General features: G+C 37.2%; 12 protein-coding genes. 8 read left to right on the top strand and 4 right to left on the bottom strand.

The window, feature by feature from the left end; genetic code table 11:
• Positions 1–125 precede the first annotated feature (125 nt).
• Positions 126–1,766, bottom strand: coding sequence for an Nramp family divalent metal transporter (locus CBG10_RS06015; protein WP_179225400.1), 1,641 nt, complete (start codon positions 1,764–1,766; stop codon positions 126–128).
• Between the two features lie 523 nt (positions 1,767–2,289).
• Between CBG10_RS06015 and CBG10_RS06010 the strand changes: the two genes are divergently transcribed.
• The 6 genes from CBG10_RS06010 to CBG10_RS05985 all read left to right on the top strand — a co-directional run bounded on the left by CBG10_RS06010 (position 2,290) and on the right by CBG10_RS05985 (position 8,415).
• Positions 2,290–3,300 (top strand): zinc-dependent alcohol dehydrogenase family protein, encoded by a 1,011-nt coding sequence (locus CBG10_RS06010; protein WP_003665087.1) that lies wholly within the window; start codon positions 2,290–2,292, stop codon positions 3,298–3,300.
• 260 nt (positions 3,301–3,560) lie between these two features.
• Positions 3,561–4,073 (top strand): TetR/AcrR family transcriptional regulator, encoded by a 513-nt coding sequence (locus CBG10_RS06005; RefSeq protein WP_094503823.1) that lies wholly within the window; start codon positions 3,561–3,563, stop codon positions 4,071–4,073.
• A 10-nt stretch (positions 4,074–4,083) separates the two neighbouring features.
• Complete coding sequence (locus tag CBG10_RS06000; protein ID WP_094512000.1) at positions 4,084–5,142, top strand: ABC transporter permease; 1,059 nt, start codon at positions 4,084–4,086, stop codon at positions 5,140–5,142.
• Positions 5,143–5,159: 17 nt separating this feature from the next.
• Positions 5,160–5,846 carry an ABC transporter ATP-binding protein gene (locus tag CBG10_RS05995; RefSeq protein WP_019251908.1) on the top strand — a complete coding sequence of 229 codons (687 nt, stop codon included), beginning with the start codon at positions 5,160–5,162 and terminating at the stop codon, positions 5,844–5,846.
• Positions 5,847–5,944: 98 nt separating this feature from the next.
• Entirely contained in the window at positions 5,945–7,927 is a 1,983-nt protein-coding gene (locus CBG10_RS05990) for an ABC transporter ATP-binding protein/permease (protein WP_094511999.1), read from the top strand.
• 251 nt (positions 7,928–8,178) lie between these two features.
• On the top strand, positions 8,179–8,415 hold the full coding sequence (locus tag CBG10_RS05985) for a hypothetical protein (protein ID WP_065867209.1): 237 nt from the start codon (positions 8,179–8,181) through the stop codon (positions 8,413–8,415).
• A 104-nt stretch (positions 8,416–8,519) separates the two neighbouring features.
• Here the strand turns inward: CBG10_RS05985 and CBG10_RS05980 are convergent, their stop codons facing one another.
• Positions 8,520–8,837, bottom strand: coding sequence for an ArsR/SmtB family transcription factor (locus CBG10_RS05980; RefSeq protein ID WP_003665080.1), 318 nt, complete (start codon positions 8,835–8,837; stop codon positions 8,520–8,522).
• 163 nt (positions 8,838–9,000) lie between these two features.
• The gene (locus tag CBG10_RS05975; RefSeq protein WP_094511997.1) at positions 9,001–10,713 is read right to left on the bottom strand and encodes a LysM peptidoglycan-binding domain-containing protein; all 1,713 of its coding nucleotides are present in this window, start codon (positions 10,711–10,713) and stop codon (positions 9,001–9,003) included.
• 427 nt (positions 10,714–11,140) lie between these two features.
• Here CBG10_RS05975 and CBG10_RS05970 point away from each other — a divergent pair, with 427 nt between their 5' ends.
• Positions 11,141–12,085, top strand: a complete 945-nt coding sequence (locus CBG10_RS05970) for a LacI family DNA-binding transcriptional regulator (RefSeq protein WP_094509182.1) — start codon at positions 11,141–11,143, stop codon at positions 12,083–12,085.
• A gap of 132 nt (positions 12,086–12,217) precedes the next feature.
• Here the strand turns inward: CBG10_RS05970 and CBG10_RS05965 are convergent, their stop codons facing one another.
• The gene (locus CBG10_RS05965) at positions 12,218–12,403 is read right to left on the bottom strand and encodes an LBP_cg2779 family protein (protein ID WP_003665077.1); all 186 of its coding nucleotides are present in this window, start codon (positions 12,401–12,403) and stop codon (positions 12,218–12,220) included.
• 224 nt (positions 12,404–12,627) lie between these two features.
• Here CBG10_RS05965 and CBG10_RS05960 point away from each other — a divergent pair, with 224 nt between their 5' ends.
• A complete protein-coding gene (locus CBG10_RS05960) occupies positions 12,628–13,248 on the top strand; it encodes an LVIS_2131 family protein (RefSeq protein WP_094501425.1) in 621 nt (206 codons plus the stop codon).

The raw sequence follows: 13,248 nt of genomic DNA, 5'->3' as shown, positions 1-13,248 counted from the left end.
ATGAATATGTCCAAGACGCTCCAGTCAATTCAATGTGATTAAGTTGTCGAACCGCCGTATACGGAACCGTACGTACGGTGGTGTGAGAGGTCGATAATTGAAATAATCAATTATCTCCTACTCGATTAATCTTCTACAACTGAATCTTTCATTTGAGCTTCACGTTGGCCGAATCCTCTACCTTCAGCAGCAAACCGCTTGTCCCCTTTATAGAGTTCAACACAAGTCCAGATAAGAAGAGCAAGAATAACAATGATTGTGGTATAAGCGAGAACGTCAGATGTTCCTTTTGACCAAATACCAAAGCCTTCGTAAGTTGCAGGAAGGTTGTAAAGGTTTAAGAAGGTAAGGGCAATTACAGAAATCCAACCACAAACCTTAACCCAGCCCCTATTCTTAAATTCACCCATTTCAACTTCACTGTTAGTCATCATTAATAATGGTAACATTGAGAACGGAAGGGCAAAAGCTAAGAATACCTGTGAATTTTCCATTAAAAGGTTCAAGGCGGTATGTTGTTGGATAGTATTTTCACCGCTCGTCATTGCAACACAAGCAATAACCGGAATAACGGAAATAATCCGAGTAACTAACCGTCGTGCCCATAAAGGCATTCGCATATGAATGAAACCTTCCATAATAACTTGACCAGTTAATGTTCCAGTAATTGTTGAATTTTGCCCAGAAGCAAGTAAAGCAACGGCAAATAAAGTAGATAATACACCTGACTTAGCAACAGCAATTAACACTGGATTACTAAGCATTGAGGTATTGTTTAGGGCATCATACAGACCGAAGAAAGAGCTATCTTGAACAGCACCAGTCTTGAAAACAGCAACCCCCATGATCAAAAGGAGGGAATTAACGATAAACGCAAGAGATAATTGGATATTTGAATCCCAAGTAGTAAAGCGAACTGTTTGACGAATACTATCAAGATCATTATGATCGATCTTCCGAGTCTGAGAAATAGCTGAATGAAGGTATAGGTTGTGAGGCATAACTGTTGCACCGATAATACCTAGTGTACCAGTTAATGGAGTGATGCCACCGATTTCAGGATGTTGAGCAATTGCTTTGGCTGATGGAAGAAGACCCATAAATACGCCACCCCAGTTAGGGTTAGATAAAGCAACTTGGTAAGCAAAAACAAACAAGATTACCAAAATCAAACATGCAACAATTGCTTCGATTTTCCGGAATCCGATCTTGGTTAATAATAGCAGTACTAAAACATCAAGAACAGTAATAAATACAGATGGGATTAACGGAATATGGAACAGTAAGTTTAATGCGATAGCAGCTCCGATAACTTCAGCGATATCCGTAGCCATAATCGCCAACTCAGTCATAATCCATAAAATAATACCTAATGCTTTACCGGTACGTGCCCGTGTTGCCTGAGCAAGGTCCATTTGGCTCACGATTCCGAGTTTAGCCGCCATGTATTGAAGTAACATCGCAATCAAACTTGAAATCAAGATAGTAGTCATTAAGGTATATTGGAAACTCTGTCCACCAGTAATTGAAGTTGACCAGTTACCGGGATCCATGTAACCCACGGCAACTAATGCACCGGGACCAGAGTAAGCGAATAATGTTCGCCAGAAGCCTTTTCCACGAGGAACTTCAACTGTTCCGTTGATTTCCTCTAGTGATTTACCGTTAGCATATTCAATTAATTTATGCTTACGGTGTTGATTCTTTGTGTCGTCCACGCCAAATCCACCTTTCATTTGAGTTTTGTTAATTAGATTGGAAATCATAATTAACTAAGTTCGAATACTTTGTTAGGGTAACATAAAAAAATATATCCTGCAATGGAAAATCGCCGTTATAACGGCCGTTTGGGCGATCCTGAGGAGCGGTTGGAGATAAGTTTTGGCGTACCTAATAGCAGTTAAGCGCTTGCAAAAATGTAGAGAAATTTTCTATATAAATTTAGAATTTTCTTCTTTATATGTAGAAACATTGGATTTATTGAATATAAAACTTAAATTGGCTAAAAGAAGCTTTGTGAAATTATGTAATTGAAAAATGATGGTAAAACCATTTATGTAATAGCAAAAAAATAGCATAAACTTAGTGAAGAAAAAAATATTTAAAAATATTACTTTTTTTCAAAAACCTTTTATATCGGCTTTTGTTTGAGTTTATATTTAGTGAGTTTAACGTTTTATGATGATAAAAAGAATGTGAGGTAATTGTTGGACGTTTGACAATTAAGGCGTTTTCACACTATACTAACACTTGACAAATGATTAAATTCACAAGAGAGGTATTTTGATTATGAAGGCACTTGTTTTAACAGGTAAAAAGCAACTTGAAATTGAAGATATTAAAGAACCTGAAATTAAGCCTGATGAAGTCTTAATTCACACTGCCTACGCTGGTATTTGTGGTACTGATAAGGCACTCTATGCTGGTCTTCCTGGATCTGCATCAGCTGTTCCTCCTATTGTTTTAGGTCACGAAAACTCAGGTGTAGTTACAAAAGTTGGTTCAGAAGTTACTAACGTTAAGCCAGGTGATCGTGTAACTGTTGACCCTAACATTTACTGTGGTCAATGTAAGTACTGCCGGACTCAACGCCCAGAATTATGTGAACACCTTGATGCTGTTGGTGTTACTCGTAACGGTGGTTTTGAAGAATACTTTACTGCTCCCGCAAAAGTTGTTTACCCAATTCCTGATGATGTTTCATTAAAGGCTGCTGCCGTGGTTGAACCAATCTCATGTGCAATGCACGGTGTTGACTTACTTGAAACTCACCCATACCAAAAGGCTTTAGTATTAGGTGATGGTTTTGAAGGTCAATTATTTGCACAAATCTTAAAGGCACGTGGTATTCATGAAGTTACCTTAGCTGGTCGTTCAGACGAAAAGTTGGAAAACAACCGAAAGCACTTCGGCGTTAAGACTATCAACACTACTAAGGAAGAAATTCCTGCTGATGCATATGACATCGTTGTTGAAGCTGTTGGTTTACCAGCTACTCAAGAACAAGCACTTGCAGCGGCTGCTCGTGGTGCTCAAGTATTAATGTTTGGTGTTGGTAACCCTGATGATAAGTTCTCAGTAAACACTTACGATGTATTCCAAAAGCAACTTACAATTCAAGGTGCCTTCATTAATCCTTACACTTTTGAAGACTCAATTGCCCTTCTTTCTTCTGGGGTTGTTGACCCACTACCACTCTTCTCACATGAATTAGATCTTGATGGTGTGGAAGACTTTGTTAGTGGTAAGTTAGGTAAAGTTTCAAAAGCTGTTGTTAAGGTTGGCGGCGAAGAAGCTTAATCTAGATTGAGATAAAAATTAAATCTATTGAAAACGAGGCGAGATAAATTTCTCACCTCGCTTTTTTATGCTTTATTTCATATGCAAGTGAATGTAATTAGCAATTAAATCAAACCTTAGGCAAAGCGCTACAATCGCAAAATTTGCAGAAATAGCAGTATTATAATTTTTATCCAATGATTGACACAGTGTCACTTTAGTGATAATGTATAAAATATATTCACAGTGACACGGTGTCACGATGTGGTGGAGGAATTAAGATGCCAAGTACAACATTTGAAAATTTAAATCAACAGAAAAAAGAACTCATTACTAATGCACTATTAACAGAATTTAGTCAACATAGCTTAGCAAGTGCCCAAGTTGCACGGATTGTAAAGCAAGCTGGAATCGCCAGAGGAGCATTTTATAAGTATTTTACAGATTTAACGGAGGCGTATCAGTATCTTTACCAAGTGGCAATTTTAGAAATCCATACACCAATTACCCGGGCTAACCACATTTTAGCTGCGAGTGATTATGTTAATCAGATTAAAGCTTTTGTAGATGAGATCAACGGAAGTAAGTACCGTGATTTTATGCGTTTACACTTTCAAACAAATGAGGGATTGTTACGTGATAATACGCAACCGCGAATTAAAATTCATAGTGCTCAAGAATGGAGTGTAATGGTTTTAAGTCATGAAACAATTAAGGATTGCCTTCTTCAACCCAATAAACAAGGTGAAGCAATTGAACGGCTATCCAAGGTACTAACTGCACTATTGCAGTAGGAGGTAGAATATGTTTTTAGCACTAAAAGAAATAAAACATGAAAAGCTGCATTACGGATTAATCGTTGCCATGATTGTTTTGATTAGTTACTTAATGTTTTTCTTAATGGGAATGATGTTGGGATTGCAAAATGAAAATGATGCTGCTATTAAAGAGTGGGGTACGGAAACTGTTTTTCTAAATAAGAATAGTAATGATAATCTTGGACAATCGATTATTACTCGCGATCAACTAGCAGGTAAGGGTCAAAAAAATGTTGCGCTTGTTGGACAGACACCAGTAGTTCTTAAAGAAAAAGGAGCAAGTAAAGAAAGTGCTCAATTTATCGGTTTAGATCCTGACCAATTTATTTCCCGGGAAAAGATCAAGATTACAAGTGGTCGTCAAGCCGAGGGAAATAACGAAATTGTTGTTGATAAGAGTTTAAGCAAAAAGGGATATCATTTAGGAGATCGAGTAACAATCAATTCTCAAAATGAGAAATATAAGATTGTTGGTTTTGTCAATGACGCTAAATTTAGTGTTGCGCCCGTCGTATATGGTAGTTTGCCAGTTTGGCAGGAACTGAGAGGATTAAATAGTTCGGCCGTTGCTAGCGGACTCTTTTCTGACCATAATCTTAGTAAAAGTTCTTACCCCGATCTCCAACACTATACTGTTAACGAATATATTAATAAGCTACCGGGATATTCAGCACAAAATAATACCTTTACTTTTATGATTGGGTTCTTAATGGTAATTTCGTTAATTGTAATTGCGGTCTTCTTATATATTCTTACCATGCAAAAAATAAGTCATTATGCAGTTATGCGCGCTCAAGGAATTCCTGCGCGGCACTTAATTCTTGCAACGGTTACTCAATCAATTTTCCTAATGATTAGTGGTGTAATAGGGGGAATCCTTTTAACCCTTCTTACGAGTGTGGCAATTCCAATGTCGGTACCAGTTATTATGAATTGGCCACTAATTAGTTTAATGGCAGTAGGATTAATAGTTCTTGGGATGATTGGTTCATTATTACCAGTGCGAATGATTATTAAAATTGACCCAGTACAGGCCTTGAATTAAGATGGGAGGCAAATGTTATGTCAAAATTGAAGTTAGTAGATGTTAACAAATATTATGGCGAAGGAATTAGCCGTGTTCATGTTCTTAAAGATGTTAATTTTTCTGCTAAAGCGGGAGAATTAAATTTGATTTTAGGACCTTCTGGATCAGGAAAGAGTACCTTTTTAACAATTGCGGGCGGTTTACAAACACCTACTTCAGGAAAAGTGTTAATTGATGGAATTGATATTGAAAAGTTATCTTCTAAAAAGCGTGATGAACTGCGCTTGCAGAAAATTGGCTTTATCCTTCAGTCCTATAACCTATTACCCTATCTAAATGTGGCGGATCAATTTAAACTTGTTGATCGCATAAAGAAGAGGGGGAACGTTTCATCGGAAGCCTTTAATGAATTATTGGAAAAGCTTGCGATAAAAAAGCTGCTCAAACAATATCCTTCTGAGTTGTCAGGAGGTCAAAACCAGCGGGTAGCGATTGCGCGTGCACTTTATACTGATCCTGAGATAATTCTTGCAGACGAGCCAACAGCGGCCTTAGATAGTAATTTAGTAAAGATAGTTGGGCAATTATTTCATGATCTAGCTAAAAAGAGAAACAAAGCGGTGATTGCTGTAACCCATGATTTACGTTTACGTGAATATGCAGATAATGTTTACGAGTTAGCTGATGGAAAGCTGACATTAAGTGAAAATTACTCAGAATAATAATATAAATAATGTTAAAGAATTATGAGTAAAAGGCTTTTTCATCACGAACCTTGCTATAATAAACGGACTAAATAAATAGTAAAGGGGAGGATGCAGTGGCTTTTTTAGAATTAAAAAACATATATAAATCGTATTATCTTGACAAAGAGGAATTCCCAGTTCTTAAAGGGATTAGCTTACAGTTTGATCGGGGAGAATTTGTGTCCATCCTTGGTGAATCAGGTGGTGGGAAGTCCACTTTAATGAATATCATTGGGGGACTTGATCGTAACTTTGAAGGTGAAGTCCTTGTAAATGGTAAACTCCTTGACCATAAAAAGGAAAAGCAACTAGATAGCTATCGGCGTGCAACGGTGGGTTATATCTATCAGTCCTATAACTTAATCTCTCACTTGACGGTACTGGATAATGTTTTGGTTGCGTTAGATATGACAACCTTGACTAAGGAAGAACGTCGAAAGCGTGCACTGGAACTCTTAGATAAGGTTGGTTTAAGTGAACAAGTAAAAAAGCATCCGAACCATTTGTCAGGAGGTCAAAAGCAACGGGTAGCGATTGCTCGGGCATTAGCAAGTGACCCGCAAATTATTATTGCTGATGAACCAACAGGGGCCTTAGATGCGCAGAATACAAAAGAAGTATTAGCATTATTAGACGAGATTGCTCGCGATGGGAAACTAGTGATCGCCGTTACTCACTCTCAGGAAGTAGCGGATAATGGGACGCGAATTGTTCATTTAGCCGATGGAAAAATTGACGGCGATGAAAGATTACGTCCTGCTTATCCGATTCCAGAAGACCCCACAGAGATTACTCCACGAGTTCTACCAGCGATGGCGAGCTACCGAACGGCTTTTAAGCATTTGACCTATAACTTTTGGCGTAATTCGTTAATTATACTTGGAACCGCAATTGGTATTTTTGCGGTACTCTTATTTAGTGGTTTAGGTAATGGGATAAATGGTTACATTCAAAATCAGATTAACTCTCTTGCTAACCCGCAGGCAATTACCGTATTTAAAAACACAACTGGTAAAAAGATGACCCAGGAACAAATTCAATCATCGTTAGGACGAACGATGGCGGCTAATCCCCAATCAATGACGATTAGCGACCATAATATTGACCGGTTACGAAAGCTTGATAATGTGTCGTCTGTCCAGCCGGGAATTATGGTGAGTGCCTTTCAGCTTGATTATAATGGAAAAAAGCAGAGTGGAACTTCACTAAGTACCTGGAGTAAGGCAATTACTAGCAATTCAATCAAGCAGGGGCATAAACCTAAGAATGGTGAAATCGTTCTTACAAAGCAACAAGCAATCCAATTATCAAGTGCCAAAAATTATAAGCAAATGGTTGGTAAAACTATCCGTCTTTCATTTACATGGATAGATGGCAATAATAGTCCAGTTCCCGTTTTTGGAAACTTCAAGGTAGCAGGGATTACAGAAGGTGCGAGTGCCGGAACTTCAATTACTTATTCCACTATGCGTGCTCTGCTTCAAAAAGCGAATGCCTCTACGGCTGCTAATTTTGCAACCGTTAATGTAACAAATCTTGACAATGTTCAAGGAGTAGCGAATAAGATCGACAATCTTCGTGGTAGTAATAACAAACGAATATTAGGAGCGATTACAGTCGGGTCGATTCTTAAAACTGTTAATACTTATGTTAGTCTTGCTTCCACGGTTCTTGCGTCAATTGCTGGAATTTCATTACTTGTATCCGCATTAATGATCATTGTGACAATGTATATGTCAGTTTCGGAACGGACAAAAGAAATCGGTATTTTGCGAGCCCTCGGTGAACGAAAGAAAGATATTCGTCGCTTATTTACCTCTGAATCTGTCTTTATTGGACTGTTTTCAGCAATTCTTGCACTACTAATTGTTGCAGTTGTAACAGTTATTATTAACCATGCTCTGTATGGCTTGATTAAATATAATATTGTGCAAATTACTGTTGGAAATGTAATCTTTGCAATTGTAATTGCGATTGTAATTTCGTTTATTGCCGCATTGCTTCCTGCACGTCGGGCGGCAAACCTTAATCCAATTGATGCATTAGCTGCAGATTAGTTAAAAGGGAGCGAGACAGAAGTCACTCGTGACTTCGTTTTTCGACGCGAAGCTAGCCTCTGGGAGCCCCCGCAAGCAACAATAGGCCTCCAACGTTCGGTTTTTTTGCCGGGCGTTGGAGGCCATTGTCGTACTGCGCCATTTGTCTTTTATGAAAGGAACCTGATTTATGTCACAGTCCCTTTTTACTTTACTAAAAAATATTTTAGGTAGACCAAAAACGAGGTATAATAAAAACGGAGGTGAGAAGAATGACAACAATTTATGTTCATGATAATAATCAATCACAAAATATTACTTGTTCTGATGGCTCACAAGGTGTGTTGCGGGTTAGTAAACTGAATAATGCAATGCGGTATAGTTTTAAGTTTTATAGTCATGCACATCTTGGGTTTTGGTTAGATAAGCATCAGTTCTATGATGGCAAGTCATTGATTGTAAAAGGAGTTTTGGAAAATGAACGATTAGAAATTAAGTTTATTAACTAACGAAAAGACGTTTAGAAGTCATCGTCTAAGTTTGACTTAGGATGAGTTCTAAACGCCTTTCTTTTATTTCAATGGGGGGATCCCAAAGAATATTCACTAAATTATTAGATGATTTTTTCTGCATGACTTAATACATCAGCGATCAAGGTCATTACCTGCGGATCCTCTAAATGATAGATAACGGTTTTCCCTTCTCGCCGTTGTTGAACTAAATTATATTTTCTCAATAGTTGCAGCTGGTGAGAAACCCCCGATTGTTCCCAGTTCAACTTCATACTAATTTCTGAAACGCTCATCGAATGTTGAATCAGCAAATATAATAATTGTAATCTTTTAGGATTTCCTAGTAATTTAAATAATTGACTGATTTTATTAACATTTGGAATATCTGTTGTCCAACGGTCTACCACAATAAATATCACTTACTTTCTATAAACTCCCTAATAGTAATTTAGTGAATATTAACAATAAACTGCCTAACTTTATTCTAGAACAGAAAAGAATTTTTTTAAAACAAAAAAGCAAGAGGTATAGAATTTATTATACTTCTTGCTATATATTGTTTAATTATTTCGAATGGATCAACTATAGTGACAAACGTTGTCCTACAAAGATTGTGTATGGACTTTGAATGTTATTCTTAGCTGCGATTGACCGCCAGTTTAATCCGTGGTAGGCGGCAATCTTTGATAGTGAGTCACCACTTTGAACTACGTAATTTCCATGATTAGTAGTGGAATAGTGTGAAGTGGTTTTTTGTGTACTAGCACTATTGTTAATCCGTAATTGTTGGCCAACCTCGATTAAATTAGGATTACTAATGTGGTTAGTTGAAGCTAATGCAGATGTTGTAGTGTTAAAACGAGCGGCAATTTGTGAAAGGGTATCACCACTTTTAACAGTGTATGTGCCATTAGCACTAGTAGTAACTTGTTTATTTTGCTGGCTTTCTTGATGGTTAGTAGTAGTATTTTGAGCTGTAGTTTGATGAAGCGTTAATACTTGACCTACATGAATCATATTAGGGTTACTAATATGATTGAGCTGAGCTAATTGAGTATAAGTGGTGTTAAATTTACCCGCAATTCCTGAAAGGGTATCGCCACTTTTAACGGTATATGTATTACTGTTAGTGGTAGTATTGGTTTCAGTTTGCTTAGGGGTTGTTTGTTGCTGTTGTTGTTCAGCAGCAGGTTGACGAACCAAGAGCCGTTGACCAATATAAATACGGTTAACATTGTGGATATCATTTAAGGCGGCGAGGTTATTTACAGTCGTATTAAATTGTCCGGCAATGCGTGATAAGGTGTCTCCACCCTTAACAGTATAGTAACCGGTGTTAGAAACAGTTACGTTGGTTTCTGGAGTTTGAGCACTTTCGGTCTGCTTATTTGTAACAACTTTACCAGAAAGGGCAACGGCATCTAACTGGTTTAAATTATATGTTTGAACAAAACGAATTAAGGTACTAGCATAGTTTGGATCAGTAGCATAGCCGTCTTGCCGAAGCTTATTTGCAACAGATGCATAATTAGTGTCACCAAGTAAGTTACGGTAACGACTATTTACATTGAGAAAGCGACCATGGTCAGTAACTGATTCGGAGTTGTTAGCGTAGGCCCGGAAGTTGGCGTTAACGTAAACACTCCGGCCACCATAAACTTCTCGCGTACGCATTACAACTGAATTTCCATTATAGGAACCCTTAATTCCAAATAGGTTATGGGCTTGGGTTGATAAGGCTGAACGGCCCCAACCACTTTCAACGATAGCCTGGGCGACTGTAATTGAAGGGAGAACCTTGTATTCATTCCATCCTTGGATTGCACCTGGAGCAACACTTTGGATAAATGCTTGTTGTGGAGCGTTATTACTGAAATGGAGGGTACTTAAGTCCGTTGTGGAGTTCTCTTGCGGTGCAGCAACGGCACTAGCAGCCTTTGGAGCAGCAGGAGCAGCTTGTTTAGCTTCGGTAGACTGTGCTGAAGCTGAATCAGCTGTGGCTTGGCTAACGACAGCTTGACTGGCATTAGAGGCAGCAGTACTTTCTGCTGAAGCGCTATTTGCTGTGCTTTGAGCGACAGCAGAAGAATCAGCGGCACTATTTGTATTATTTTGTGTATTGGCAGTAGTTGTAGCGGCAGGTTCTGCAGAAGAAACTGAAGCATCATCGGCATGAGCAACAGCGCCGCTAGCAGTTAATAAGGTAACAGCAGTTAATCCAGCAAAGACCCATTTTTTTCCGCTTTTGTACATCTTAAAATGGGTTGATGGATCATTATTAGATTGACGATTCATTGGCAGTGACTCCTTAATTTATATTTGAAATTCCTAAACATTACTCTTAAAAGTGGCTTATTAATCATTTCATAAATTAAAATAATCTCAAAAAGGTCAAAAAGTTTAAGAAGTTCTAAAGATTCAACTACCTATAAACTAGCATTAATTCTCTTTAGCGTCAATTTAATTTGAAGGTAAAAAAGCAAGTGAAATCCTTTAAAACTGGGGAGAAAATGTCATAAAATCAATAATTATCATCTTCACAAAATATGCTTTATCAAATGAAAAATATTTTTAGATAGATGATAAAATAAACATATGTAATAAAACCTATTTTTGTAAAATTAGCGATTAAAATTATATTTAAAAGTAACCGTCGATTGTTCAAATGTGGTGAGCTATAATAATGGAATAACTTAAACGAAATTAATCAAGGAGTTTTAGAATGGTTGCTAAGTTAAAAGATGTTGCTCAATTAGCGGGGGTCTCAGTAACTACTGTTTCAAGAGTAATAAATAATTATGGTTCTTTAAGTCAAAAGACGATTGACAAGGTCCATGCGGCGATGCGAGAGTTGAATTATCAACCAAATGCCTTGGCACGGGCGATGCAGGGGAAACCATCTAAGTTCGTTGGCTTGATTTTTCCTAATTTAATTAATCCATTTTTTGCAGAATTAGCAAATGAACTTGAACATGAATTATTTAAAAAGGGTTATAAAACAATTATTGCATCATCGGCACAAAATCCGGAAATAGAGCATGAATACTTAAATATGTTGATGGCAAATCAAGTAGATGGGATTATTTCGGGTTCTCACAATCTGGGGATAGAGGAATATCATCAACTTACTGCTCCCATTGTTTCTTTTGATAGATACCTTGCTGACAATATTCCAATTGTTGCAGCTGATAGTTATCATGGGGGTGAACTAGCAGCGAAGTATTTAGTAGAACATGATGTAAAACACTTAGCGGTAATTGTGGATGAAGATACTTCTGTTTCACCTACCATCAATCGAATTCAAGGGGCACTTGATTTTTTGAATAAACAGAAACGAGATTTTGAACCTTTGGCTATCCAGCATTTGGATCTTGAGGCTACTTTCCCTGGTAATTATGATGGAGTGCTGGCTTCTAATGATGTCCAAGCATTAACGATTAGCAATCTTTACTACCAGGCAGGAAAGCAAATAAATAAAGACTTTTTCATTACAGGTTATGATGGTTCACGATTAATTCGGAAAGTAGCGCCTTACCTTCCAACAATAATTCAACCAATTCCATTATTGGCACAAGAATTAATTGAAACTTTAATGAAACGAATAGAAACACCTCATGAAGAGATCGAAACTAAACTTATTCCAGTTGAATTCTATCAACCACAATAAACAGAAAAAGGACCTAGAAGAAAGTGATGTTTTCTTTTAGATCCTTTTTTAGATTAGAGCAGAGAAATATTATTAGTTCTGCTTTAGAAGGTATTAAATTTTGATTTTGCCACAATGGCATGAATGGTTATGTTACTTACTTTGCATGAACCGTTGAAGCAATTCGACTTCCTCTGAAGTTACTGGGGTATTGGATGATTTAATTTCGTGAATTCGTTCAACAGATAAATGACTGCCGAAAGCAACTTCATTATCATTTAAGTCATTTTCGCGCTCAAAATTAATCAATTCTTGAGCAAGCTCACTCAAATTGTCCATGAAAACATTCCTCCTTAGTAGGTATATTATTAAATAATACTAACCTTATCTCTTATTCTAAATCAAGACACAGTTTGTTACCAAAAATTAGTTTAGCACAGTTTGAGCTTATCCTTGTAGTTATTTTATTAAATTTATTCGTTTGTTATTAAGATTTAACGACAAGTAGATCAATTTGTGTGATAATCATAGTAAATAATTTAGAGAATGGAGTATTGAAAATTATGAGTTGGAATTGGCTAGGATGGTTATCGTGGATATGTGCAATTGTCTTTTTTTGTTATGTAATCCATTATATCCGTGTTAAACAATTAATGCTGATAGCGAAGACAAAAAAAGTATTTAAATTAAACTTAGTGATTCGTTATGTGATCTTATTAGTTGTCTCGCTATGTTGGCTCGGGGGAATGGCATATCTCACATTTTTCCGCCCAGTTGATATTAATAATCACCACCAAACACAGACTTCAATCACTTATCATCCCCTTCAAATGGGAAATAATTCAGATGACTTCTATTATGTTTTAGCGACCCGTAGTAAAAGCGGCAAGCACCCAATTGTGTCATATACGTACTGGGCTGGAAATGATAAATACACAACAAATTCACGGTATGGATCAGTTGCTGATGGATCACGGATAGTTACCTTAGATGCGAGTGCTTTGCCATGGGATAAAAAGCAATTAGAAAAAGAGGATGCCAAGACAGGACATGCTTTTGCAGCGGTAATGGATGTAAAGTATAAAAATACGGTTATTAATGGTTTAGGATTAAAAGCAAATCATAGTGCGGTAACCTATACGCTCTTACGTGTACCTTCCTCTGATATGGTATCTGAACGTTAA

This window comes from Limosilactobacillus reuteri, assembly GCF_002254085.1.
Lineage (GTDB): Bacteria > Bacillota > Bacilli > Lactobacillales > Lactobacillaceae > Limosilactobacillus > Limosilactobacillus reuteri_K.
Note: the sequence above shows the minus strand (reverse complement) of the source record. Positions and strands in the feature narration are given on the sequence as shown.

Coding starts and splice junctions, on each gene's coding strand:
- CBG10_RS06015 (WP_179225400.1), bottom strand. CDS start 1,766: ATGATTTCCAATCTAATTAACAAAACTCAAATGAAAGGTGGATTTGGC.
- CBG10_RS06010 (WP_003665087.1), top strand. CDS start 2,290: ATGAAGGCACTTGTTTTAACAGGTAAAAAGCAACTTGAAATTGAAGAT.
- CBG10_RS06005 (WP_094503823.1), top strand. CDS start 3,561: ATGCCAAGTACAACATTTGAAAATTTAAATCAACAGAAAAAAGAACTC.
- CBG10_RS06000 (WP_094512000.1), top strand. CDS start 4,084: ATGTTTTTAGCACTAAAAGAAATAAAACATGAAAAGCTGCATTACGGA.
- CBG10_RS05995 (WP_019251908.1), top strand. CDS start 5,160: ATGTCAAAATTGAAGTTAGTAGATGTTAACAAATATTATGGCGAAGGA.
- CBG10_RS05985 (WP_065867209.1), top strand. CDS start 8,179: ATGACAACAATTTATGTTCATGATAATAATCAATCACAAAATATTACT.
- CBG10_RS05975 (WP_094511997.1), bottom strand. CDS start 10,713: ATGAATCGTCAATCTAATAATGATCCATCAACCCATTTTAAGATGTAC.
- CBG10_RS05970 (WP_094509182.1), top strand. CDS start 11,141: ATGGTTGCTAAGTTAAAAGATGTTGCTCAATTAGCGGGGGTCTCAGTA.
- CBG10_RS05965 (WP_003665077.1), bottom strand. CDS start 12,403: ATGGACAATTTGAGTGAGCTTGCTCAAGAATTGATTAATTTTGAGCGC.
- CBG10_RS05960 (WP_094501425.1), top strand. CDS start 12,628: ATGAGTTGGAATTGGCTAGGATGGTTATCGTGGATATGTGCAATTGTC.